Genomic DNA, 23,964 nt, shown 5'->3' on the forward strand with positions numbered 1-23,964 from the left:
AGACGCCCATGACCCAACAAGCACAAGCATTGCCGGCACCTCCCGTGCTGTCGCCGTCCGCCGGGCCCGGCGGTCTTCGCATCTTTCTCGCCGGCCTCGGCCAGCGCCTGCTGCCCTGGGTCGTGCCCGTGCTGCTGGTGGTGCTGTGGCAGGCGGCCTCGTCGCTGGGGTGGCTCTCCTCGCGCGTACTTCCAGCGCCCGTGGACGTCCTGCGCGCTGCCTGGCAGCTCACCGTCTCGGGCGAGCTGTGGACCCATGTGAAGGTGAGCGCCGGCCGCGCGCTGGCGGGACTGGCCGTCGGTGGCGGGCTGGGGCTGGCGCTGGGCCTGCTCACGGGCTCGGTGCGCTTCTTCGAGACGCTGCTCGATTCCACCATCCAGATGGTGCGCAACATTCCGGCGCTGGCGCTCATTCCGCTGGTGATCCTGTGGTTCGGCATCGACGAATCGGCCAAGCTGTTCCTCATCAGCGTGGCGGTGTTCTTTCCGATCTACCTCAACACCTTCCACGGCATCCGCAACGTCGATCCGCAGTTGATCGAGATGGGGCGCACCTATGGCCTGTCGCGCTGGCAGCTGTACCGGCAGGTGATCCTGCCGGGCGCCCTGTCCTCCATCCTGGTCGGGCTGCGCTTCTCGCTGGGGCTGATGTGGGTGATCCTGATCGTGGCCGAGACCATCTCGGCCCAGGCCGGCATCGGCTACCTCACGATGAACGCGCGGGAGTTTCTGCAGACGGACGTCGTGCTGGTGGGCATCCTGCTCTATGCGCTGCTGGGCAAGCTGGCGGACCTGCTTGCGCGCGGCCTCGAAAGATGGTGGCTGCGCTGGCACCCGGGGTATCAATGAATTCCCCCCAGGCTGCGCGCTTCGCCAACCCCCCTGCGGGGGGCGCGCCTGGCGGCCTGGCAGAGCCAGTTCCGCGGGCGCTCCCGCCTGGCCGGCTCCGCGGCCTTCGGCGTCCTTTGATGGGACGCCGGGCCGGCGATAGATCTCTTGCTGTTGCACCCTCTTCATGAACTCTGATCTCTTCATTCAACGCCGCACCGCCTTGAGCCTCCTCGGCGCTCTAGCCGCCGGTCCCGCGCTCGCGCAGGGCGGCGCCGCGCCGCAGGCCGTGCGCATCGGCTACCAGAAGTCCTCCACCCTCATTGCCGTGCTTCGGCTTCAGGGCACGCTGGAGCGGGCCTTCGCGCCGCTGGGGCTCAAGCCGACCTGGCATGAGTTCACCAGCGGACTGCCGCTGCTGGAGGCGCTGAACCTCGACAACGTGGACGTAAGCGCCGATGTGGCCGACACGGTGCCTGTCTTCGCGCAGGCCGCCGGGGCTCAGCTCACTTTTCTGGCGCAGGAGGCGCCGTCGCCCGCCGCACAGGCCATCGTGGTGCGCAGCGATTCGCCGTTGCGCACGGTGGCCGACCTGCGTGGCAAGCGGGTCGGCTTTGCCAAGGCGGCCGGCGTGCACTACCTGCTGCTGGCGGCGCTGGCCAAGGCCGGCCTGGGCTTCAAGGACATCGAGCCGGCCTACCTTACGCCGGCCGATGGCCGAGCGGCCTTCGAGCGCGGCGCCATCGATGCCTGGGTGGTGTGGGACCCGTTCCTCTCTGCCGCGCAGATCCAGTCGGGGGCGCGCGTGCTGGCCGATGGCACGGGGCTGGCCTCGTACCAGCGCTACTACCTGGCCAGCACACGATTCGCACGGGCGCGGCCCGAGGCGCTGTCGGTGCTGTACGCCGAACTCGAAAAGACCGGCCGCTGGGTCAAGGCCCAGCCCAAGGAGGCGGCGGCCCTGCTCGCGCCCTTCTGGGGCCTGGATGCCGCGGTGGTCGAGCAGGCCAACGGCCGCCGCAGCTATGCGGTGCGCGTCGTCACCCGCGAGCGCCTGGGCGAGCAACAGCGCATCGCCGATGCCTTCCTGGCGGAGAAGCTGCTGCCGCGGCGCGTCGATGCGCTGGACGTCGACCTGTTCAAACCGGGAGCCGCGTCGTGAGCGCTGTACCGAATCGGGAAGAGGCCGTCACCGCCCCGGCTGGCGTGGCATTGGACGCGCAGGGCCTGGGCAAGCGCTACGGCGAGCGTGAGGTGCTGCACCAGTTGCAGCTGCATGTGGCGCCGGGCGAGTTCGTGGCCATCGTCGGCCGCAGCGGCTGCGGCAAGAGCACGCTGCTGCGCCTGGTGGCAGGGCTGGAGTCGCTCAGTTCGGGCCAGCTCGGCATCGACGGCCGGCCGATCCGCGGACTGCATGACGACACCCGCATCATGTTCCAGGAGGCGCGGCTGCTGCCCTGGAAGCGCGTGCTCGACAACGTGACGCTGGGCCTGCCCGCCGGCGCGCACGAGCGGGGCCGCGAAGTGCTGGCCCAGGTGGGGCTGGCCGAGCGGGCCGACGAATGGCCCGCGCGCCTGTCGGGCGGCCAGCGCCAGCGCGTCGCCCTCGCGCGTGCGCTGGTGCATCACCCGCGGCTGTTGCTGCTCGACGAGCCACTGGGTGCGCTCGACGCGCTCACGCGCATCGAGATGCACCGCCTGATCGAGCGCCTGTGGCAGCGCCACCGCTTCACCGCGCTGCTGGTCACGCACGACGTGCAGGAGGCCGTGGCCCTGGCCGACCGCGTGATCCTGATCGAGGACGGCCGCATTGCGCTGGACGTGCGCGTCGACCTGCCGCGCCCGCGCGCCCAGGGCGAGGCCGCCTTCGCCGCGCTGGAGAAACGCATCCTCGACCGCGTGCTGCAGAAGCCCGCGGACGAGTCGCGGCCGCCCGCCGCCAACGACCCGCTGGCGCAGACGCCCGCCCATGCGTTGCGCTGGGCCATCTGATCCTTTTTCCACGGAGACCCGCCATGACCCAAGCCAAGGACTGGAAGTTCGAAACCCTGTCGGTCCACGCCGGCTACCGGCCCGACCCCACGACGCATGCCGTGGCGCCGCCCATCTACCAGACGGTGGCCTATGCCTTCGACTCGGCCCAGCATGGCGCCGACCTGTTCGACCTGAAGGTGCCGGGCCACATCTACACCCGCATCAACAACCCGACGCAGGATGTGCTGGAGCAGCGCGTGGCGGCGCTCGAGGGCGGCATTGCGGCGCTGGCGCTGGCCTCGGGCCAGGCCGCCGTCACCTATGCCATCCAGACCATCGCCGAGGCGGGCGACAACATCGTCAGCAGCACGGCCCTCTACGGCGGCACCTACAACCTGTTCGCGCACACGCTGCCGCAGTTCGGCATCACCACGCGCTTCGCGGACCACCGCGATCCGGGCAGCTTCGAGGCGCTGATCGACGAGCGCACCAAGGCCGTCTTCGTGGAGTCGCTGGGCAACCCGGCCGGCAACGTGACGGACATCGCCGCCGTGGCCGCCATCGCCCACCGTCATGGCGTGCCGCTGATCGTGGACAACACGGTGCCTTCGCCCTATCTCAGCCGGCCCATCGAGCATGGCGCCGACATCGTGGTGCATTCACTCACCAAGTACCTGGGCGGCCACGGCACCAGCATCGGCGGGGCCATCGTCGACTCGGGCAAGTTCCCGTGGGCCGAGCACAAGCAGCGCTTCCGCCGGCTGAACGAGCCCGACCCGAGCTATCACGGCGTGGTCTACACCGAGGCCCTGGGCCCCGCGGCCTACATCGGCCGGGCGCGCGTGGTGCCGCTGCGCAACACGGGCGCGGCCATCTCGCCCTTCAACGCCTTCCAGATCCTGCAGGGCATCGAGACGCTGGCGCTGCGGCTGGACCGCATCAGCAGCAATTCACTGGCCGTGGCCCGGCACCTGAAGGCCCATCCGGCGGTCAAGTGGGTCAACTACGCCGCGCTGGAGGACCACCCCGACCATGCGCTGGCGCAGAAGTACCTGGGCGGCCGTGCCAGCGGCGTGCTCACCTTCGGCATCCAGGGCGGCCGTGCGGGCGGCGAGCGCTTCCTCGACGCGCTGCAGCTCTTCACCCGGCTCGTGAACATCGGCGACGTGCGCTCGCTGGCCACGCATCCGGCTTCCACCACGCACCGCCAGCTCTCGCCCGACGAACTGGCCCGTGCCGGCGTCACCGAGGACACGGTGCGCCTGTCCATCGGCATCGAGCACATCGACGACCTGCGCGCCGATCTCGACCAGGCCCTGGCGGCAGCGAGCCGCTGAGCCCTTCCTTCTTCATCGTCTTCTGTCACCCATCCACAAGGAGCTATCCATGTCCATCCAGGCCATCAATGTGCGCAACCAGTTCAAGGGCAAGGTCCGCGAGATCATCCGCGGCGACGTCGTCTCCGAGGTCGATGTCGAGACGCCCTGGGGCATCGTCACCTCCGTCATCACCACCCGCTCGGTGGACGAGCTGCAGTTGCGCGTCGGCTCGGACGTGGTGGCGCTGGTGAAGTCGACCGAGGTGTCGATCGCCAAGCTGTGACGGCGCGGTGCCTCGTCGCGCCGGTGTTCAGTCCACGTCGCCGGGGCCCGGCGGCGCCTTGCGGCCGGTGAGCATGGCCTTCACCAGGTTCTCGCGATGCGCGATGCTGGTGAAGACCACGCCGCCCACATGCAGCGCGACGAGCGCCAGCAGCGTCCAGCCCAGCGCGGCATGCAGCCACGCCAGCCAGCCGTAGCCCCAGAACAGGTCGGTGGTGTAGAGCCAGCCGCTCGCACCCAGCAGGCCGATGCAGCCCAGCAGGGCGAGCACCATCCAGCCACCCAGCGGGTTGTGGCCGATGTAGCGGGGTGCGGTGCCGCGCAGCACCTGCCGTGCATAGCCGAGCGTGGCCGCGCGCGATCGCACGAACTGCCCGAAGCGCGCATATCCGCGTCCGGCCAGGCCAATGCCGCTGCGCAGCGCCGCGGCCGCCAGTGCCACATAGCCCGCCACCTCGTGCGCCGGGCCGAGGTCTTCGCGGAAGACCCAGGCCACGGTGACCGATGCGATCAGGCCCAGGTGGAGCAGCCGCACGCTGCGGCTCCACACGCGGGTCTGCGGCGCGGCCTCACTTCTCTTCGACACGTTCCAGCGTCTTCGGGTCGAAGAAGGCTTCGACGCGCTTGCCCTGCGGGTCCTTGCCGTAGACCTCGTAGCAGGTGGGCGTCATCTCCATGCGGCGCACGGTCCAGCCCTCCTTGACGAGCTTGGCCTGCAGGTCGGTGTGAGGCTTCCATTCGGCCTTGGGCGAGGCGGGGCACTGCACATTGCCGTGGGCAAAAACGGCACCGGCGGCGCAGAGCAGGACGGGAGCGAGAAGGTGGCGGATCATGGTGGGAAGGCCTTGCTTGTGGGGTTTGAAGGAGATCGCGGCGCGCAATCGCTTGCGCGACGGCCCGGACGCTGTGAATGACGGCGACACGGCCGGGCGGGCATGGCGGGGGTGCACCTCTGCTCATGTCAGCGCCCAGCGGCGCAGCAGGTTGTGGTAGACGCCGCTCAGCTGCACGAGGCGCCGGTCCGCGGCCGGCAGGTCGGCGCCGAGCCGCTGGATGGCCTGGTCCAGGTCGAACAGCAGCGCGCGGTCGGTGGGGTCGGGCACCAGGCTCTCGATCCAGAAGAAGGCGGCCAGCCGCGCACCGCGGGTCACGGGTGTGACCCGGTGCAGGCTGGTGGAGGGGTAGAGCACCAGGTCGCCGGCATCGAGCTTGACGGCCTGCACGCCCGAGGGGCCCTCGATCTCCAGTTCGCCGCCGTCGTAGTCCTGCGCGTCGGCCAGGAAGAGGGTGGCCGACAGGTCGGTGCGCAGGGCGTCGCTCGTGCCGGGCAGCTGCATCACCGCGCTGTCCACATGGGCGCCGTAGGTGCCGCCGTCGGCATAGCGGTTGAAGCGCGGCGGAAAGATGCGCCGGGGCAGGGCCGCCGAAACGAACAGCGGATGCCCAGCGACGGCCTGCAGCACCTCCAGTCCCAGTGTCTGGGCCAGCGGCGATCGCTCGTCGAGCTGCTCGTTGTGCTTGACCTCGCGCGCCAGGCTGCCGGCCGTGTCGGCCCCGGCGCGCCAGGGCTGCGCCTGCAGCTGCCGCGCCATGTCGCGGGCCTTGTCGCGGGGAAGGATCTGGTCGATGGTGAGCAGCATGGGCAGCGGGGCCTCAGGGGGTCGCGTTGAAGTCCGGCACGGCAAGCAGCCGGTCCGGGCCGATGTCCGCGATGCGGGCGCAGCCGGCCACGGCCATGCAGGCCTGGAGCTCTTCGCCGAGTAGGCGCAGCAGGTGGGCCACGCCCAGCGCACCGGCCGCGGCCAATGCATAGAGCTGCAGGCGCCCGACCAGCACCGCGTTGGCGCCCAGGGCCAGCGCCTTGAACACATCGGCGCCGCTGCGGATGCCGCCGTCGAAGAGCAGCTGGACGTGGGGGCCGACGGCCTCACGCACGGCGGGCAGCAGAGACAGGCTGGGCGCGACGCCATCCATGGTGCGGCCGCCATGATTGGAGACGACGAGGCCGGCGCACCCGGCGTCGGCCAGTGCACGCGCGTCCGCGGGATCGAGCACGCCCTTGACCCACACCGGCAGCGGCGTGGCAGTGCGCAGCCAGGCGAGGTCCTCGGCGCGCGGCCCCAGCGCCATGGCGCCCTGGAAGATGCGGCTGGCCCCTTCGGGCACCGCCGGTGCCATTGCGGCTGAAGCGCCGTGGGCCGGCACGCAGTCCGCCGGCATGCGGAAGCCCGCGCGCAAGGCCCGATGGCTGGCCAGCTGGATGCTGGCATCGAGCGTGAGGACGATGGCCCCGTAGCCGGCCGCTTCGGCGCGGCGCACCAGGGCCAGCGTGTCCTCGCGCCGCGGCTGCAGATAGAGCTGGAACCAGGGTCGGGGAAGGGCGTCCTGGGCCGGCAGCAGCCGGGCCACGTCCTCCAGCGGCGTGGTGGCCAGCGTGCTCAGCAGCAGGGCCGTGTGGGTGGCGGCGGCGGCGCGGGCCGTCTCCAGCTCACCACGGGGATGCACCAGTTTCTGGAAGGCGACGGGCGCGAGGCCGATGGGCTGGGCCCATTCCTCGGCCCCGACGCGCATCCGGGTGTGGCCGGCGCGCAGGTCGCGCAGCACGCGCGGCACGACGGACCAGCGACCGAAGGCGGCGACGTTGGCCTGCGCCGTCCAGTCCTCGCCGCTGCCGCCGGCGATGTAGGCCAGCCGGTCCGCGGGAATGAACTGCCCGGCCAGCCGCTCATAGTCGCGCGCGGCAAGGATGCCGGGCGGGATCCGGTCGGACGGTGCCGTGGTGGCGGACGGCGGGGGCGAGGACATCGGATTGAGAACGTCAGGCTGAGCCCGGCATTGGAGCAGACGCGGCGGCCGGGCAGGCCTGCGCCCGCCCGCCGCCCGACCGTCAGAACTCGTAGTCGAAGGTCACCCGCACGGCGCGGCCGTCACCCTTGTAGAGGAAGGCGCCCGAGCGGTAGACCGCCGTGTAGTAGTCCTTGTCGGTCGCGTTCAGCACGTTCAGGCGGATGTCGGCGTGCTTGTTGAGCCGGTACGAGGCGAACAGGTCATACACCGTGAAGCCGGGCACGGGCTGTGCGCACACGCCGTTGGTGTAGCCGGCACCGGTGTCGGGCTGGCCGCCGCAGCGCTTGCTCTCGTGGCGGGCCACGCCGCCGATGGACAGGTCCGGCGTCAGCTGGTACTTGGCCTGCAGCGTGGCGGCGCGGTCGGCAAAGTTGGACAGCGGCAGGCCCACGTTGGTGGCCGTGGCCGAGGCCAGCACCTTCGACTTCATGAAGGTGGCACCGGCCTGCACCGTGAGCTTGTCGGTCACGTTGCCCACCAGGCCGAACTCCACGCCCTGCACCCGGTTCTTGCCGGTGTTGAAGGTGCCGACGGCGTCGTAGTTGGCGCCTTCCATCACGTCCTTCTTGGTGGTGCGGAAGGCGGCGGCCGTGAACAGCAGCTTGTTGTTCAGCAGGTTCCACTTGGTGCCGATCTCCAGGTTCTCGGAGGTCTCGGGCTTGGCACCCGCGGCACTGCCCTGGTAGATCACCAGGCCGCCGTAGCCGGCACTGGTGCCGGTGTCGGACTCGCCGCCGTTGATGTCCTGCGCCGTGCCGTAGCTGGCGTAGACCATGCCGGCCTCGCTCAGCTTGTACGACAGGCCCAGGTGGCCGTTCCACAGCGTGTCGGTGTAGCCGTAGTTGCCGGTGGCCAAGCCGGTGGAGGCGCTGGTGGTGATCAGGCGGAAGTCGGTGTAGTCGGCGCGCAGGCCGCCGAAGGCGGTGATGCGGTCGGTCAGGTCCACCGTGTCCATCACGCTCAGGCCGGTGGACTTCACATGCCAATCGCGGGTGCGCGGCGTGCGGGTGTAGCTGCGGTTGGCCAGGTAGTTGACGCCAGCCACCGCGTTGCCGAGCGCATCGGTGATGCACCAGGCGTTGTTCACGCGGCTGGTGGTGGCGTTGCGGCAGTTGTAGGCGCCGGCGTTGGTGATGTTGTAGCCGCCCGAGATCACCTCATGGTCGGTGTACTCGAAGCTGAAGATGAACTCGTTCTTGCGGCCGGCGATCTCGGTGTCCCAGCGCAGGTTGCTCTGATGGGCGAAGTAGGTGACGTCCTGCCATCCGGTGTGGCCGTTGTCCAGCGTGCCCGCGACGTAGCCCTGGTTGCTGCCCAGCGGATAGACCGTGCGGCTGGAGGCGCCGGTGGTGGCGTAGGCGTTCTCGCTGCGGCCGTAGCGCGTCAGGCTGTTGAGCTTAAGGTTGTCGGCAAAGCGGTACTGCACGCGGGCGGTGACGGTGTCCACGTCCGACTGCAGGAAGTCGTTGGCCTGGGCATAGAGCGGCACGTTCTTCGCCGGATAGCGGAAGGGGGCCGTGCCCACCAGGTAGCTGCCCAGGTCGGGACGCTTGTCCTTGGCGCGCAGGCCGTAGTAGTCGAGCGTGACCGACAGGTCCTTGTTGACTTCCCACAGGCCCGACAGGGCCAGGCCGTCGCGGCGGCGGGTGGAGCCGTCGCGGTCGGGCACGCCCTCCTTGCCGGTCAGTACATTGGCGCGCAGGGCGAACTGGTCGGTGAAGCCCTTGTTCAGGTCGGCCGTGAAACGGTGGTACTTGTCGGTGCCGGCACCGGCCGAGATCCGGTAGAAGTCGTAGTCCAGCGTGGCCTGTTTGGTGATCGCGTTGATCGCGCCGCCGGCCGAGCCGCGGCCGGCGAAGCTGGAGTTGGGGCCCTTGGTGATCTCGACCTGCTCGATGGCGAAGCTCTCGCGCGTGGTCATGCCGGGGTCGCGCAGGCCGTCGACGAAGACGTCGCTGCGGGCTTCCTGGCCGCGGATGATGTAGCGGTCGCCGAAGGCATTGCCGTTCTCGCCGGTGCCCAGCGTGATGCCCGGCTGTGCGGCCAGGATCTGCTTGAGATCGGTGGCGCCGGAATCGTCGATGGCCGTCTTGGTGACCACCGAGATGGTCTGCGGCGTCTCGGCCAGCGGCCGGGTGTGGCGCGTGTCGCCCGAGGTGCGGGCCTTGTAGGGCGCGCCGCCTTCGGCATTGGGGTTGGGGTCGATGGCCTGTTCCTGCACCGTCACCGCCGGCAGGGCGGCGGCGGGCGGCTGGGCGGCGGTCTGGGCCATAGCGCCCAAGGGCAGCAGGGCTGCGGTGGACAGGCTGGCGGCCAGGCCGTCGGCCATACGCAGGCTCCGGGGCCGGCGCGTCGCGTTGTTTTTCATGGTTCTCCGCTCCGTGGGTTTGTAAGCGGACGCGATTCTCATTGGCAATCGTTCGCATTCCGTTCTGCGGAGGGGCGTTTTGGTCCTGGAGAACTCGTGCTTTACAGACGCTTTACAGAAGATCCCTCTTTTCGTTGTGGTACCGCAACAGCTGGGCACGCCTGGTGCCCGCGTTGCACGACGGAGTCAGGCCCGTGAGGGCCTCAGTCCTGCTTGCAGCGCGGCTCCCAAAGCCGCACCGTGAAGTCGGCGTCGCGCGGATCGGGGGCAAAGCGCTGCATGACCAGCGGATCGTGCCCAGGCACGATCAGGGACTCGTGCGAGGCCCAGTCGCCGACGCGGCCGAAGGCGTCCAGGCTCTGGTCCGGCCGATAGACGATGGGGAAGGGCGAGCCCTTGTCGCGGTTGGCGTAGTAGTGAAAGAGGTCCGACGCCAGCACCACCCAGCCCGCCGCGGTGTGCACCTGCACAACCTGCAAACCCGCCGTGTGCCCGCCCACCCAGCGCAGGCGGATGCCCGGGCGCAGTTCGACGTCGCCATCGACCACACGCACGCGCTCCTCGAACAGGTGGCCGACCATGGCATGCACGTCGCGCTGCTCGTACGCCAGGCGGAAGAAGCTGTGGCACATGTACTTGCCGGTGGTGAAGCCGAGTTCCTTCTCCTGCACCCAGAAGGTGGCGCGGGGATAGGTGGCGGTGCTGCCGGCATGGTCGTAATGCAGGTGCGTGACAACCACATCGCCCACCTCAGCGGCATCGACGCCCAGGCGAGCCAGGCCCTGTTCGGGTGGGCGCAGCATCTCGCGCCCGCGGCGGGCCGCGGCCTGCGCGTCGAAGCCCGTGTCCACCACGACGTGACGACCGTCCGGGCACTTGATCAGCCACACGAAGTAGTCCATGGGCATGGGTGCCTGCGGATCGGCCGGCGCCTCGATGAAGTTCTGCGCCGCGACGCGCCGATGGTGGCCGTAGCGGATGGCATAGACCTCGTGCTGGACGGCACAGGCAGGGCGGGAGGCGTCGGTCATGGCCGCGAGTTTGCAGCCATGCTGCATTCGCAGCCACCGGGATATTCCTGTATGACAATCGTACGAAACTAAGGGATCATCAGACAAACCTCCAACGCGAGCCGGGCATGCCCGCGCCCTCCCGACCATGGATCTTCAACAAGTCTTCAACGTGCGCGGCCAGGGTGCCATCGTCACCGGCGGCGCCAGCGGCATCGGCCTGGCCATGGTCGAGGCGCTGGCCAGCCAGGGCGCGACGGTCACCCTCCTCGACATGGACGCCGCGGGCATCGAGCGCCAGGTGGCTCGCCTGACGGCCCAGGGCCTGTCCGTGCGCGGCCGCGTGCTGGACGTGACCGACCGCCCCGCCGTGGACGCCGCCTTCGACGAGGCCGCCGCGGCGCACGGCCTGGACATCGTCTTCGCCAACGCCGGCATCGACCCGGGGCCGGGCTTCATGGCCTTTTCAGACCGCGGCCAGCGGCTGCCCGAGCATGCGATCGAGCACTACAGCGACGAGCGCTGGCACCGTGTGATCGGCGTCAGCCTGGATGCGGTGTTCTATGCCATCCGCGCGGCGGCGCGCGTGATGAAGCCGCAGGGGCGGGGTGGGCGCATCGTCGTCACCACCTCCATCTCCGCCGTGCGTCCGGCGCCGGGCGTGGGCATGGCCTACATGGCGGCCAAGTCGGGCGCTGCGCATCTGGTGCGCACCGCGGCACTCGAGCTGGCGCGCTACCGGATCCGCGTCAACGCCATCGCGCCCGGCCCCTTCGTCACCCACATCGCCAATGGACGCATGCAGGATCCCGCCGTGCAGGCGGCGCACGCGAAGCTGGTGCCGCTGGGCCGCATGGCGAGCACCGAGGAGATCAAGGGGCTGGCGCTGTTCCTGGCGTCCGAGGCCTCCAGCTTCGTGACCGGCGAGCAGATCGTGATCGACGGCGGCGCCTCGCTGGGCGCGGTGGACTGAGCGTCAATCGCCGCTTGCGGCCTGCGGCGCCGAGCGCTCCAGCAGCCGAAGCGCGAGCGCGCCGGCGTTCTGCACATGCTTGTGGGCAGCGGCCTGCGCCGCCACTGGGTCGCGCTTCTTGAGTGCCTTGAGCAACTGCCGGATCTCGCTGATGCTGTGCCGTGCCCGGTCAGGGTCGGACAGGGTCATGTTGCGCAGCTGGCTGGCCCGCAGCTGGATGCTGCGCAGCATCGAGGCCGCCAGGTCGTGGTCGGCGCCGCCGATCAGTGCCTCGTAGAAGGCGCGCTTGGCCTCCAGCAGGCCGGCGCCGCTGTCGTAGGCCTGGGCCAGAGCCTCGACCGCCTGCTCCAGCGCCGCCATGTGCGCCGAGCTGGCCAGCCTGGCGAAGCGCTCGGCCAGTAGGCCTTCGAGCACGGCGCGCATCTCGTAGATCTCGCGGGCATCACGCAGGCCGATGGTGCTCACGATCACGCCGCGGTTGGGCACGCTGGTGACGATGCCGTCGTTCTCCAGCTCGCGCAGTGCCTCGCGCAGGCAGGTGCGCGAGACGCCCATCAGCTCGCACAGCTCCCGTTCCACCAGCCGTTCGCCGGGCAGGTAGCGGCCCTGTGCCACCGCATCGCGCACAGCGCTCACCACCTGCTGGCGCAGGGGCGCGGCCGAGGCCGCGATGCGGACGATGGGCGAGGGATGGGCAGCGGATGGCGCGATCGTCATGGGCGGTCTGCAAAGGGAGCGGATCGGCCAAGGATAGCGCCGCATGGCCGCGCGCAAGCCGGACTGCGGGAAAACGCTGTACGACGAAAAACGGGTGATTGACATACTGTCGTACAAAACTGAAACGAAGGATCCGCATGAGCGACACGCCATCCGGCAGCCCGCAGGGCGCCGACCGCAACGGCTTTCCCCCGCCTGGGCAGAGCCCGCTGTTCGACCAGGGCCTGGCCCTGCGCAAGGCCGTCCTGGGCGATGCGTATGTGGACAAGTCGATCCAGGCGGCGGACGACTTCACCCGCCCGCTGCAGAAGATGATCACCGAGTGGTGTTGGGGCGAGGCCTGGGGCAGCCCGGCGCTGCCTCACAAGACGCGCAGCATGCTCAACATCGCCATGCTCACCGCGCTCAACCGCAAGGAAGAGCTCAAGCTGCATGTGCGCGGCGCCATCAACAACGGCGTGAGCGTGGAGGAGATCCAGGCCGTGCTGCTGCAGGCATGCATCTACTGCGGCGTGCCCGCGGCGCTGGACAGCACCAAGGCCGCCCGCGAGGTGCTCAAAGAGATCGGGGCCATCGAATGACGCAGCCGCTCGGCTTCATCGGACTGGGCACCATGGGTGAGCCCATGGTGGCCACGCTGCGACGCGCCGACGTGGCGGTGGTGGGCTTCGACATCCGGCCCGAGGCGGCCCGGCGGCTGGCCACGGAGACTGGCATGGTGGCTGCCGTCAGTGCGGGCGAGGTCTTCGCCCGCTGCGATGTGGTCATCACCATGGTGCCCACCAGCGCGCATCTGGCGCAGCTGCTGTTCGGCGACGGCAGTGCGGACGGCACGAACGGCGCCGCCGCGTCGGCCCGGGCAGGCCAGCTTCTCATCGACATGAGTTCGGGCGAGCCTTCGGCCACGCGCCGCATCGGCGAGCGACTGGCCGCGCAGGGCGTGGGCATGGTCGATGCGCCGGTCTCCGGCAACGTGGTGCGCGCCCGCAAGGGCGACCTGGCCATCATGCTGGGTGGCAGCGATGCCGACTGCGAGCGCGCCAGCGCCGTGCTGCAGCCGATGGCGCGGGCCATCTTCCGCACCGGTGCGCTGGGCAGCGGCCAGGCCATGAAGGCACTCAACAACCTCGCATCGGCGGCCGGCTTCTGGATCGCCAGCGAGGTGCTGGCCATCGGCCGCAAGGCCGGGCTCGATCCGGCCGTGATGCTGGACGTGCTCAACGCATCCACCGGCGCCAACAACAGCACCCAGAACAAGTTCAAGCCCTTCGTGCTGTCGGGCAGCTACCAGGGCAACTTCCTGCTGCCGCTGATGGTGAAGGACCTGGGCATCGCCGCCGGCCTGGCGCGCGAGACCGAGGCCGACGCACCCATGGCCGCGCAGGTGCTGGCGCTCTGGCAGCAGGCGCTGCAGGCTCTGGGCCCCACGGCCGACCACACCGAGGTGGCCCGCCTGGTGGCCGAGCGCAGCCACACGCAGCTGCATTGACCGGATGCCCGATCCCATGAACGAACGACTGGACAACCTGCAGGCCGCCATCGCGGCCGACGTGCAGCGCGGCCACTACCACGGCGCCGTCATCCGCATCGGCCGCGGCGGCCGGCTGGATCTGGAAGCCGCCATCGGTTTCCAGGATGCGGCGCACGACAAGCGCCTGGCCGCCGACTCGGTCTTCAGCCTGTTCTCGCTGACCAAGGCCTTCACCAACCTGCTGGTGCTGCGCGCAGTGGAGCTGGGCCGGCTTTCGCTGACCACGCGCGTGGCCGAGCTGATTCCGGAGTTCGGTGGCGCCCCGCGTGACCGCGCCACCCTCTACCACCTGCTGACCCACACCGCCGGCATGCCCGGCGTGTGGACGCCCAAGCCCGACATGTTCGAGGACGACCTGGGCGAGCTGCTGCAGGCCGTCTGCGAGAACGTGCACGGCATCGTCGAGCCCGGCGCGCGCTGCGACTACGCGCCGGTGGTCAACCATGTGCTCATGGGCGAGCTGCTGCGCCGCACCGACCCGCAGGGTCGCGCCTTCCGCGACATCGCCCGCGAGGACCTGTTCGAGCCGCTGGGCATGCGCGACACCTCGCTCGGCGTGCGGCCCGACCTGCGGGCCCGCAAGGTCGTGCCGGACATCCGCGGCGTGGTGCCGATCGCCGTGCGCGGCCGCACGCAGCCGGGTCGCCACAGCCTGTTCGAGGAAGAGGTCAACGATGCCGCCCATGTGGGCGCCTGCTCGACGGCCGGCGACGTCTGGCGCTTCGCCGAAATGCTGCGCCGGGGCGGCACGCTCGACGGCGCGCGCATCGTGTCCCCGCGCATGCTGCAGCTGGCGCGGCAGAACCACACCGGCGACATGCACAACGAGCTCTACCGTGGCGTGGCCCTGCGCGCCGGCTGGACGCCGCCGCCGGCCTTCATCGGCCTGGGCTTCAGCCTGCGGGGCGAGGGCATCGTGCACCACCAGTTCGGCACGCTCACCACGCCGCAGACCTTCGGCAACTATGGCGCCGGCTCGACCATGTTCTGGGTCGACCCCGAGCTGGACCTGAGCTTCGTCTGCCTGACGACCGGCCTGCTGCCGCAGGCGGCCAACATCGAGCGCTTCCAGCGGCTGTCGGACATGGCCGTGGGCGCGCTTGCATGAGGGCGCGCCATCGCGGCCATGCCGTGGCCCGCCGATTCAAAGAACCACAGGAGACAAAGACATGAACAAGCACATCGACCGTCGTCATTTCCTGGCCGGCGCAGGCGCGCTGGCCGCGGCCTGCGCCTGGCCGGCTGCCGCTCAGACCGTGAAGGGGCCCGTGCGCCTGGTGGTGGGCTTCCCTCCCGGGGGCGCGGCCGACATGATCGCGCGCGCCCTGGCCGAGCCGCTGAAGGCCTCGCTGGGCACCACCGTGATCGTGGACAACAAGCCCGGTGCCGGCGGCCGGCTGGCGGCCGACTATGTGCGCAGCGCGCCGGCCGACGGCACGGTGCTGCTGGTCACGCCGGCCTCGGTGATCACCATGGCGCCGCACCTGTACAAGAGCGTGCGTTACGAGCTGGTGCGCGACTTCCAGCCACTGCTGCCGCTGGCGCGCCTGGACCTGGGCCTCTACGCCGGCCCCGGCACGCCCGCCAGCGTCAAGACGCTGCCCGACCTGGTCAAGTGGATGCAGGACAACCCCAAGGCGAAGAGCTGCGGCGTGCCGGGCATCGGCTCCACGCCGCACATGGCGGCCGAACTCATCGGCCGCCAGACCGGGCTGAACTGGCAGCTGGTGCCCTACCAGGGCGATGCGCCGAGCTTCCTGGCGCTGCTGTCGGGCGAAATCCCGGTGGGCGTGAGCTCGCTGGCCGGCGGCATCGAGCACCTTCGGGCGGGCAAGCTGCGCATGCTGGCCCTGACCGGCAGCGACCGCTCGGCCGTGATGCCGGACATTCCAACGCTGAAGGAGTCCGGCTACGACATCGTGGTGGAAGACCGCCACAGCGTGATCGCGCCCAAGGCCTTGCCGGCGCCGCTGGCGTCCACGCTCAGGCAAGCCATCGCGGGCGCCATGCAGTCGAAGGACGTGGGCGATCTGCTGCAGCGCCTGTCGCTGCAGCGCGCCGCGCCCACCGAGGACTTCGCTGCCGTGCTGAAGGTCGACAGCGATCGGTGGGCAGCCGCCGCCAGGTCGATGAACCTGGCGCTGGAATGAAACCGGCAAGATGAAGGACCTCCACGGGAAGACCGCCTTCGTGACCGGCGGCGCCAGCGGCATCGGCCTGGGCATGGCCTGCGCCTTCCTCGCCGAAGGCATGAACGTGATCGTGGCCGACCTCAGCGACGCGCACCTGGCCCACGCCCGCGAAGTGCTGGCGCCACAGTCGCAAAAGGTGCGCTTCATGAAGCTGGACGTGGCCGACCGGGAAGCCATGCGCAGTGCGGCCGACGAGGCCGAGGCTGCCTTCGGCAAGATCCACGTGCTGTGCAACAACGCCGGGGTCACGGGCTACCTGCCCATGGACCAGGCCACCTACGGCGACTGGGACTGGCTGCTGAGCGTCAACCTCTACGGCGTGATCCACGGCATCGTGAGCTTCCTGCCCAAGCTGCGCGCGCACGGCGAGGGCGGCCACATCGTCAACACCGGCTCCATCGCGGGCCTGGTGCCGGCGCCGGCCTGGGGCGGTATCTACAGCACCACCAAGTTCGCCATCCATGGTCTGTCGGGGTCGCTTCGGCTGTCGGTGGGCCAGTACGGCATCGGCGTGACGGAGGTCTGCCCCGGCGCCACGCGCACCAACGTGCGCGACTCGCATCGCCTGCGCCCTGCGCACTTCGAAACGGCCGACCATCGCAAGGGCTCCATGCCCTCGCTGCAGGAGATCGGCATCGATCCGCTGGAGATCGGCCGGCAGGTGGTGCGCGCCATCCGTCGCAACGATCCGTACGTGATCGCCCATGCCGAGAACAAGGCCCATGTGCAGGCCTTTGCCGAGGAAATGCTGGCGTCCTTTCCGGACGAGACCGTGACAGACGAGGGTCGGCTCAGCTACATCCGCTGGTTCGACCAGGCGACGGCCGAGGCATTGGCGCAGCAGCCGCGCGATCCCGGCGCGTGAATGGACTTGCCGGGCGTGGTCCGGCGTGCACACGCCCAGAAAAAAATGGGTCGCCGGGTGCTTTCACACCCGACGACCCCTGCAAAAAAGCGCACCTGCTCCCGTGGCAGGGAACAGGATGGCTGCAACGGGTGGGCGAGGAAGGCTGCTTTCTCTGCCTCGCCGCGGTGCCCGTGCGGCCCTTCTGTGGGTGGTCGGTCCCTCCTGCGCTTTCCTCCCTCGCGCGTCTCGGCGGCGGTCCGGGCAATCTAGCCGTCGGTGCATCGTGGCTACTCGGCCAAATGGATGATGGCGCCGGGCTCAGCGCGGCCGCAGGTCGGCCGCCCACGCCTGGGCGACCTTCTCCGACAGTCCCAGCAGTGCATCTCCCAGTTCCTGCGCCACCGTCTCCATCGGCAAGGGCGTGGACAGGCTCACGTTCAGCACATAGGCCGCGCCGTCGGCCGAAGGCAGCGGAGCCGCCAGCGCCACCACTTCGGGCTGCCACGAGGCCGCGCAGAAGCCGCGGCTGCGGATCTGCTGGGTGGCTTCCTCGATCTCGTGCGAGAGGGCGGGCCATTGCGGGCCGCGCCGTGACGCGACCGCGCGCAGGATGTCCCGCCGCCGGGCCGCGGGCGCCACGGCCAGGTAGGCGCGGCCGAGCGAGGTCAGCTCCATCGGCACGCGCTGGCCCGACACCACATGCCGCAGCGCGACTCGGCGGGCGTAGCGGATGGATTCGAGGTAGACCATCTCGTCGCCATCCGGCGCGGCCAGGCCCACGTTGATGCGCCGGGATTCGGCCAGCGCGTGCATGTGGGGCGCGGCCACGGCGAGCACGCGCGAACCCGACCGCATGGCGTGCGCGAGGCTCAGCACGGGCGGCGCCAGCCGGTAGGCGCGCGATGCAGCCTCCCATTGCAGCAGGCCGCAGCCCACCAGCGTCTGCGTCAGCCGGCTGACCGTTGCCTTGGGCAGGCCGGTACGTTCAGCCAGGTCGCTGTTGCCCAGAAGTTCCGAGCCCGGCCTGAAGGCGCGCAGCAGGGCGATACCCCGCTCCAGCGAGCGATTGGCAGGAGAGAGGCCGGGCTTTTCCGTAAGGCTATCGATGGCTCCAGGCATGGGAGGGAGGGCGCAAATGCAGGGGATGGCAAGCTTACGGTGATTCCACTGAGTGGAACAGCTTGCGCTTTCCGAAGCTTGAATGCTCCTAGAGTTGCCGCATGGCCGGGTGCTGCTTGACAGTGCATTCGGGCATCGATCCCGACAAGGAGACACACCATGATTCGACGACTTTTGCACGCAGGGCGCGCCTGTCTTTTCGCCCTCGGCACCGTCGGCGCCCTCGGCCTGGCGGGTGCCGCATCGGCCGCCTACCCCGACCATCCGATCCGCCTGGTCGTGCCCTTCTCGCCCGGCGGCGGCACCGACCTGATCGCCCGCACGCTGGGGCAGGAGATGGGCAAGGACCTCGGCCAGCCGGTCATCGTCGACAACAAGCCCGGCGCCGGCACGATGATCGGCACCGACAACGTGGCCAAGAGCGCGCCCGACGGCTACTCGGTGGTGGTCGCTTCCTTCGCGCATGCGGTCAATCCATCGTTGCAGCCCAAACTGCCCTATGGCAGCAATGCCGTGTTCGCACCCGTGATGCTGATCGGTCGCGGCCCCAATGTGCTGCTGGTGCGGCCCGACAGCCCCTTCAAGTCGGTGGCCGACGTGGTCACGGCGGCGAAGGCCCGGCCCGACAAGCTCACCTATGCGTCCCAGGGCACGGGCACCTCGGCCCACCTGGCGGGCGAGATGCTGGCCAACCTGGCCAAGGTGAAGCTGGTGCACGTGCCCTACAAGGGCGCCGGCCCGGCCCTGACCGACCTGCTGGGCGGGCAGGTGGACATGATGTTCGCCACCGCGGCCGCCGCCTCCACCTTCGTCGATGGCGGCAGGTTGCGCGCGCTGGGCGTGACCACGCCCGAGCCCTCGCCGGCCTTCAAGGGAGTGCCCGCCATCGCCGCCACCGTGCCGGGCTACCAGATGGAAAGCTGGTATGGGCTCTATGTGCCCGCCGGCACGCCGCCCGCCGTCATCGAGCGCCTCGGCGCCGCCGCCCGCAAGGCGGTGCGCACGCCCGACTTCGCCCGCAAGATCGAACACGAAGGCCTGGTGGTCAGCGGCGGCCCGCCCGCCGAACTGGCCACCTACGTGCAGGCCGAAGAGGCCCGCTGGACCCGCATCGTCAAAGAGAACGGCATCAAGCCGGATTGAACAGAAACCGGCCCCCGCCACCCCGCCTTGGAACCCCGCCATGACCTACGACTTCATCACCCTCTCGGTCGACAACGCCATCGCCACCCTGACGCTCAACCGGCCCGACAAGCGCAATGCCATGAGCGACGACATGCGCCGCGAGTTCGCCCATGCGCTGGAGCATGTGGGCGCCGACAAGGCCATCCGCGCCCTGGTGCTGACCGGCGCCGGCAAGGGCTTCTGCGCTGGCGGCGACATCGCCGGCATGCAGCGGCGCATGAATGCGCCCACCGGTGAGGTGGGCTTCAACGGCTGGCACCGCCAGCAGCGCGTGCACCAGGTGCAGGCCCTGCTGCACACCTGCCCCAAGCCGGTGATCGCCGCCGTCAATGGCGCCGCTTCGGGCCTGGGCGCGGACACGGCGCTGGCCTGCGACTTCATCATCGCCAGCGAATGGGCCAGCTTCACCTGGTCGTACATCCACCGCGGGATCATCCCCGACGGCGGTGGCATGTACTTCCTGCCGCGCCGCGTGGGCCTGCCCAAGGCCAAGGAGCTGATCTTCACCGGCCGCCAGGTGAAGGTGGACGAAGCACTCGCACTGGGCATCGTGGACCGCAAGACCTCGGCCGAGACGCTGCTGGCCGACGCCCAGGCCTGGGCCGCCGAGCTGTCCTCCGCGTCGTCCACCGCGCTGGCGCTGACCAAGTCCATCCTCGACCAGAGCTTCGAGCTGTCGGCGCACGACGTCTTCGCCCAGGGCAGCCAGGCGCAGGGCATCTGCTACACCAGCAGCGAGCACCGCGCCTCGGTCGAGGCCTTCCTGGCCAAGACGGCCGCCAAGGAGTGAGGCCGTGAGCGACGCCATCGCCAGACTCCTGTCGCCACGCAGCGTGGCCGTGATCGGCACCTCGGCCGATCCGAAGAAGACCTCGGGCCGGCCCGTGGCCTACCTGCGCAAGCACGGCTATGCCGGGCGCATCCTGCCGGTCAATCCCAAGGTGGCACAGATCGACGACCTGGTCTGCTATCCCGACATCGCCTCATTGCCCGAGGTGCCCGAAGTGGCCGTGGTGCTGCTGGGCGCCGAGCGCGCCCACCTGGCCGTGAAGGAACTGGCCGAGCGCGGCTGTGCGGCCGCCATCGTGCTGGCCAGCGGCTACACGGAGACGGGCGAGGAGGGCGCGCGGCGCCAGCAGCAGCTCATGGAGGCCGCGGGGTCCATGCGCATCCTGGGGCCCAACACCATCGGCCTGGTCAACCTCACCGACGGCATCGTGCTCTCGCCGTCCGGCGCGCTGGAGATGGACCACTTCCCGGTGGGCGGCATCGGCGTCGTGTCGCAAAGCGGCGGCATCCTGGGCTCGCTGCTGTCGCGCGCGGCGGCGCGGGGCATCGGCCTGTCGAAGCTCATCGCCACCAGCAACGAGGTCGACCTGGAGCTGGCCGACTTCATCGAGCACCTGGCCGACGACCCGGCCACGCGGGTCATCGCGCTCTATGTGGAGGCGGTGCGCAATCCGGCGCGCTTCCGGGCGGCCTGCCTGAAGGCGGCGCGCGCCGGCAAGCCGGTGGTGGCCTTCAAGATCGGCCGCTCCGAGGCCGGCGCGCAGGCGGCCGTCTCGCACACCGGCGCCATGGCCGGGGCCGACCGCATGTACGGCGCGCTGTTCCGCCAGGTGGGCGTGATCCGCGCGCAGAGCTTCTCGGATCTGCTGGACATTCCCGCAGCGCTGGCCACAGGCCGGCAGCTTCAGGGACGGCGCGTGGCCGTCCTCACCTCCACCGGGGGCGCGGGCACGCTGGTGTCGGACGACCTGGGCGTGGCCGGCTTCGAGACGCCCGCGCCCGATGCGGCCACGGCCCAGGCGCTGCGCGCCCTGCAGACCGGCAGCGAGGCCGTGCTGGACCGCAACCCCATCGACGTGACGCTGGCCGGCCTGCGGCCCGACCTGCTGCGAGGCGCCATCCGCACGCTGCTGGCGAGCCCCAGCTACGACGCGCTGGTGATCATCGTGGGCAGCTCCAGTCTGGCCATGCCCGAGCTGCTGGCCGGGGCCATCCAGGACTGCCTGCCCGATTCCGACAAGCCGGTGATGGCCTACGTGAGCCCGCATGCGCCGGAGATCGGCGCGCTGCTGACGCGCCGTGGCGTGCCGGCCTTCGCGGCGGCCGAAAGCTGCACGGCAGCGCTGGCCGGCATGCTGCATGTCGCCGGCTTCGAAGTGCCCGCCGACGGGGTAGCCGCGGGGGTGCCCGTCGATGCCGGCGATCTGCCCAGCGGCTCGCTGGACGAGGCCGCGGCCAAGGCCGTGTTCGCCCGCTTCGGCGTGCCCTGCGCGGCCGAACGGGTGGTGCACGATGCGCGCGAGGCCGAGGCGGCGGCGCGCGCGCTGGGCGGGCGCGTGGTGCTCAAGATCCTGTCTTCGCAGATCACGCACAAGAGCGACGTCGGCGGCGTGGCGGTCGGCCTGGACGCGCAAACCGTCGGGCCGCGCCTGGCGCAGATGGCCGCAGAGGTCGAGGCCCGCGCGGGCGTGCTGCCGCAGCGCTTCCTGGTGCAGCAGATGGTCTCGGGCGGAACCGAGCTGATCCTGGGCCTGCACCGCGATGCGCTGGGCACGGCCGTGCTGCTGGGCATGGGCGGCGTCACGGCCGAGCTGTTCCAGGACACGACCCTGCGTCTGTTGTCCCAGCAGGACGGACGGCTCCTGCCGCTCGGCCGCGCCGATGCGCTGGCCATGGCGCAGTCACTCAAGACCTGGCCGCTGCTGGACGGCTTCCGCGGCCGGCCCAAGGCCGACGTCGCGGCGCTGGTCGACGCCATCGTGGCCTTCTCCGCCATGGCCGCACAGCTGGGCGAGCGCATCGTGGAGGCCGAGATCAACCCGGTCTTCGTGCTGCCCGAGGGCCAGGGTGTGCGCGCGGCCGACGGCGTGCTGGTGCTGGCCTGAATGGCTGAAACGCCTCGTCAGACGCGCCGCCGTGCGCCCCTCTCCCACGAGGGGAGAGGGCGCAAGGCCGGCCGGCAGGTCAAGCCGTTCGCAGCACACTCAGCCCATGACGCCAGATCCTTCGCCGCCCCCCACCGACTTCGCCCCACGCGCACCGCGCGCCAGCCGGCTCGACGCCCTGGCGCGGCAGCTGGACACCGGCCCCAGCGGCAGCCGCGTGCGCTGGCGCGGTTGGGGAACCCACCACACGGGGCGGGCCCCGCTGGTGCTGCTGCATGGCGGCCATGGCAACTGGATGCACTGGGTCCGCAACATCGAGGCGCTGGCCGCAGACCGCGCCGTGTGGGTGCCCGACATGCCGGGTTACGGCGATTCCGACGCGCTCGACGAGGGCAGCTTCGACACCTTGGTCGAGCGGCTGATGGCCGGCATCGCGCAGTTGCCGGGCGCTGGCAAGCAAGGCGTCGACCTGGCCGGCTTCTCCTTCGGCGGACTGGTCGCGGCGCATCTGGCCGCCCGGGCGGCCGCGGCCTCGGACGAGACGGTCGCGCGCATCCATCACCTGCTCCTGCTCGGCCCCGCCGGCCATGGCGGCGCCCGCCGTCCGCGCGGCCCCTTGCATGACTGGCATGCCGCCGCCCAGGCGCAGGACCATGCGGCGCTTGCGGCCATCATGCGCCACAACCTGCTCATGCACATGCTGCACGACGAGGCCGCCATTGACGACGAGGCGCTGGCCGTGCACACCCGGGCCTGCCAGGCCACCCGCTTTCGCAGCAAACGGCTGTCGCGGGCTGGCGGCCTGCAGTCGGTGCTGGCGGCCCATGCCGGTCCGGTCGCGGCCGTGTGGGGCGCCCACGACGTGACGGCCGATCCGGCCGAAGCCGCGGCGCTCGTCGGCTGTCCGACGCATGTCATTCCCGGCGCCGGGCACTGGGTCCAGTACGAGGCCGCAGCGCAGGTCGATGCCTGGCTGCGCGATGCGCTCGGCGTGGACTGAAGGCGCCGCCCGCGCCGTGCAAGGCCGAGGCGGCGCTCGCCATGGTGGCGGCCTCGCGCCGCTGTGTCGTGCTGGCCGATCACAGCAAGATTGGCCCGCCCACGTCCTGGCCGCGAGCACGACAGCGTCAGCGGCCCGATACCCGGGGATGGCATGATTTGACGCGGCGCATCCGCCCACTGGGCGTGCAGCCCGGACCCGACCGCGGCGTCCGGGCCGGTGCGCGCCTGCCTGCCGGGCATGCCGCTTGCACGTGTGTCCCTTCCCCTGGAGTTTTTCGAATGAGCAACCCCCGTCAACCCGCCCATCCCATCGATCCCCTGTTCACCGAGCGCTGGTCGCCGCGCGCCTTCACCGAGGAGGCCATCGCCGAGCCCGCTCTCATGAGCCTGCTCGAAGCCGCGCGCTGGGCGCCCTCCGCCTACAACGTGCAGCCCTGGCGCTTCATCTACGCGCGCCGCGATACGGCCGCCTGGCAGCCCATCTTCGACAGCCTCGTCGAGTTCAACCAGATGTGGACGAAGCGCGCCGCCGCGCTGGTGGTGATCGCCTCGGCCCGCGAAGCCGTGTTCCCGGGCAAGACCGAGCCGGTGGCCAACGCCTCGCATGCCTTCGATGCTGGCGCCGCCTGGGCCAGCCTGGCCTTCCAGGCGCAGTTGTCGGGCTGGTCGGCCCATGCCATGGCCGGCTTCGACGCCGGCAAGCTGCGCACGGCCATCGGCCTGCCCGAGATGTACGCCATCGACACCGTCGTGGCCGTGGGCCGGAAGGGCGATCCGGCCGTGCTGCCCGAAGGCATCCGCGCGCGTGAAGTGCCGAGCGACCGCCGGCCGCTGGCGGAGTCGGCCTTCGAAGGCAAGTTTGGCGCGCAGGCCTGAT

At 70.5% G+C, this 23,964-nt stretch carries 24 protein-coding genes; 16 read left to right on the top strand and 8 right to left on the bottom strand.

What is annotated here, in order from left to right; genetic code table 11:
* The first annotated feature begins 8 nt into the window (after positions 1–8).
* The 5 genes from ssuC (at position 9) to KBC94_RS20200 (ending at position 4,403) form a co-directional block, all read left to right on the top strand.
* On the top strand, positions 9–848 hold the full coding sequence (gene ssuC / locus KBC94_RS20180; RefSeq protein ID WP_294374214.1) for an aliphatic sulfonate ABC transporter permease SsuC: 840 nt from the start codon (positions 9–11) through the stop codon (positions 846–848).
* A gap of 166 nt (positions 849–1,014) precedes the next feature.
* Entirely contained in the window at positions 1,015–1,989 is a 975-nt protein-coding gene (locus KBC94_RS20185) for an aliphatic sulfonate ABC transporter substrate-binding protein (RefSeq protein ID WP_294374217.1), read from the top strand.
* 44 nt (positions 1,990–2,033) lie between these two features.
* Positions 2,034–2,819 (top strand): ATP-binding cassette domain-containing protein, encoded by a 786-nt coding sequence (locus tag KBC94_RS20190; RefSeq protein WP_294374572.1) that lies wholly within the window; start codon positions 2,034–2,036, stop codon positions 2,817–2,819.
* 23 nt (positions 2,820–2,842) lie between these two features.
* Positions 2,843–4,138, top strand: coding sequence for an O-acetylhomoserine aminocarboxypropyltransferase/cysteine synthase family protein (locus KBC94_RS20195; protein WP_294374222.1), 1,296 nt, complete (start codon positions 2,843–2,845; stop codon positions 4,136–4,138).
* 49 nt (positions 4,139–4,187) lie between these two features.
* The gene (locus KBC94_RS20200) at positions 4,188–4,403 is read left to right on the top strand and encodes a molybdopterin-binding protein (RefSeq protein ID WP_017757916.1); all 216 of its coding nucleotides are present in this window, start codon (positions 4,188–4,190) and stop codon (positions 4,401–4,403) included.
* A 27-nt stretch (positions 4,404–4,430) separates the two neighbouring features.
* Here the strand turns inward: KBC94_RS20200 and KBC94_RS20205 are convergent, their stop codons facing one another.
* From KBC94_RS20205 to KBC94_RS20230, 6 genes are all read right to left on the bottom strand, one after another.
* Positions 4,431–4,988, bottom strand: a complete 558-nt coding sequence (locus KBC94_RS20205; protein ID WP_294374226.1) for a cytochrome b/b6 domain-containing protein — start codon at positions 4,986–4,988, stop codon at positions 4,431–4,433.
* Entirely contained in the window at positions 4,972–5,235 is a 264-nt protein-coding gene (locus tag KBC94_RS20210) for a PepSY domain-containing protein (protein ID WP_294374229.1), read from the bottom strand. The genes KBC94_RS20205 and KBC94_RS20210 overlap by 17 nt, the downstream gene beginning before the upstream one ends.
* A gap of 123 nt (positions 5,236–5,358) precedes the next feature.
* Positions 5,359–6,042 (bottom strand): Fe2+-dependent dioxygenase, encoded by a 684-nt coding sequence (locus tag KBC94_RS20215; protein WP_294374232.1) that lies wholly within the window; start codon positions 6,040–6,042, stop codon positions 5,359–5,361.
* 13 nt (positions 6,043–6,055) lie between these two features.
* Positions 6,056–7,207, bottom strand: coding sequence for an alpha-hydroxy acid oxidase (locus tag KBC94_RS20220; protein WP_294374236.1), 1,152 nt, complete (start codon positions 7,205–7,207; stop codon positions 6,056–6,058).
* A gap of 82 nt (positions 7,208–7,289) precedes the next feature.
* Positions 7,290–9,617, bottom strand: a complete 2,328-nt coding sequence (locus KBC94_RS20225) for a TonB-dependent siderophore receptor (protein ID WP_294374239.1) — start codon at positions 9,615–9,617, stop codon at positions 7,290–7,292.
* A 203-nt stretch (positions 9,618–9,820) separates the two neighbouring features.
* Positions 9,821–10,648 (bottom strand): N-acyl homoserine lactonase family protein, encoded by an 828-nt coding sequence (locus KBC94_RS20230; protein WP_294374240.1) that lies wholly within the window; start codon positions 10,646–10,648, stop codon positions 9,821–9,823.
* Positions 10,649–10,775: 127 nt separating this feature from the next.
* On the opposite strand from KBC94_RS20230, the gene KBC94_RS20235 reads away from it, so the two are divergent.
* The gene (locus KBC94_RS20235) at positions 10,776–11,600 is read left to right on the top strand and encodes an SDR family NAD(P)-dependent oxidoreductase (protein WP_294374243.1); all 825 of its coding nucleotides are present in this window, start codon (positions 10,776–10,778) and stop codon (positions 11,598–11,600) included.
* Between the two features lie 3 nt (positions 11,601–11,603).
* Here KBC94_RS20235 and KBC94_RS20240 read toward each other — a convergent pair whose 3' ends face one another.
* Positions 11,604–12,317 carry a GntR family transcriptional regulator gene (locus tag KBC94_RS20240; protein WP_294374249.1) on the bottom strand — a complete coding sequence of 238 codons (714 nt, stop codon included), beginning with the start codon at positions 12,315–12,317 and terminating at the stop codon, positions 11,604–11,606.
* Positions 12,318–12,454: 137 nt separating this feature from the next.
* On the opposite strand from KBC94_RS20240, the gene KBC94_RS20245 reads away from it, so the two are divergent.
* From KBC94_RS20245 to KBC94_RS20265, 5 genes are all read left to right on the top strand, one after another.
* A complete protein-coding gene (locus KBC94_RS20245) occupies positions 12,455–12,898 on the top strand; it encodes a carboxymuconolactone decarboxylase family protein (protein ID WP_294374253.1) in 444 nt (147 codons plus the stop codon).
* Entirely contained in the window at positions 12,895–13,806 is a 912-nt protein-coding gene (locus tag KBC94_RS20250; RefSeq protein WP_294374256.1) for an NAD(P)-dependent oxidoreductase, read from the top strand. The genes KBC94_RS20245 and KBC94_RS20250 overlap by 4 nt, the downstream gene beginning before the upstream one ends.
* 16 nt (positions 13,807–13,822) lie before the next feature.
* Positions 13,823–14,956 (top strand): serine hydrolase, encoded by a 1,134-nt coding sequence (locus tag KBC94_RS20255; RefSeq protein ID WP_294374258.1) that lies wholly within the window; start codon positions 13,823–13,825, stop codon positions 14,954–14,956.
* 61 nt (positions 14,957–15,017) lie between these two features.
* Positions 15,018–15,998 (top strand): tripartite tricarboxylate transporter substrate-binding protein, encoded by a 981-nt coding sequence (locus KBC94_RS20260; protein WP_294374259.1) that lies wholly within the window; start codon positions 15,018–15,020, stop codon positions 15,996–15,998.
* A gap of 10 nt (positions 15,999–16,008) precedes the next feature.
* Positions 16,009–16,905: an SDR family NAD(P)-dependent oxidoreductase gene (locus KBC94_RS20265; RefSeq protein WP_294374264.1), complete on the top strand. Its 897-nt coding sequence runs from the start codon at positions 16,009–16,011 to the stop codon at positions 16,903–16,905.
* Between the two features lie 300 nt (positions 16,906–17,205).
* Here the strand turns inward: KBC94_RS20265 and KBC94_RS20270 are convergent, their stop codons facing one another.
* Positions 17,206–18,006 (bottom strand): IclR family transcriptional regulator, encoded by an 801-nt coding sequence (locus KBC94_RS20270; RefSeq protein ID WP_294374267.1) that lies wholly within the window; start codon positions 18,004–18,006, stop codon positions 17,206–17,208.
* 159 nt (positions 18,007–18,165) lie between these two features.
* Here KBC94_RS20270 and KBC94_RS20275 point away from each other — a divergent pair, with 159 nt between their 5' ends.
* The 5 genes from KBC94_RS20275 to KBC94_RS20295 all read left to right on the top strand — a co-directional run bounded on the left by KBC94_RS20275 (position 18,166) and on the right by KBC94_RS20295 (position 23,963).
* Positions 18,166–19,149, top strand: coding sequence for a tripartite tricarboxylate transporter substrate binding protein (locus KBC94_RS20275; RefSeq protein ID WP_294374270.1), 984 nt, complete (start codon positions 18,166–18,168; stop codon positions 19,147–19,149).
* A gap of 40 nt (positions 19,150–19,189) precedes the next feature.
* On the top strand, positions 19,190–19,981 hold the full coding sequence (locus KBC94_RS20280; protein ID WP_294374272.1) for an enoyl-CoA hydratase/isomerase family protein: 792 nt from the start codon (positions 19,190–19,192) through the stop codon (positions 19,979–19,981).
* 4 nt (positions 19,982–19,985) lie between these two features.
* Positions 19,986–22,085: an acetate--CoA ligase family protein gene (locus KBC94_RS20285; RefSeq protein ID WP_294374275.1), complete on the top strand. Its 2,100-nt coding sequence runs from the start codon at positions 19,986–19,988 to the stop codon at positions 22,083–22,085.
* Between the two features lie 106 nt (positions 22,086–22,191).
* Positions 22,192–23,085 carry an alpha/beta fold hydrolase gene (locus tag KBC94_RS20290; RefSeq protein WP_294374279.1) on the top strand — a complete coding sequence of 298 codons (894 nt, stop codon included), beginning with the start codon at positions 22,192–22,194 and terminating at the stop codon, positions 23,083–23,085.
* Between the two features lie 281 nt (positions 23,086–23,366).
* Positions 23,367–23,963, top strand: coding sequence for a nitroreductase family protein (locus KBC94_RS20295; RefSeq protein WP_294374281.1), 597 nt, complete (start codon positions 23,367–23,369; stop codon positions 23,961–23,963).
* The last annotated feature ends 1 nt before the right edge of the window (position 23,964 follow it).

The sequence above is a fragment of the Pseudacidovorax sp. genome, from assembly GCF_017991995.1.
In the GTDB taxonomy this organism is placed as follows: Bacteria; Pseudomonadota; Gammaproteobacteria; order Burkholderiales; family Burkholderiaceae_C; genus Xenophilus.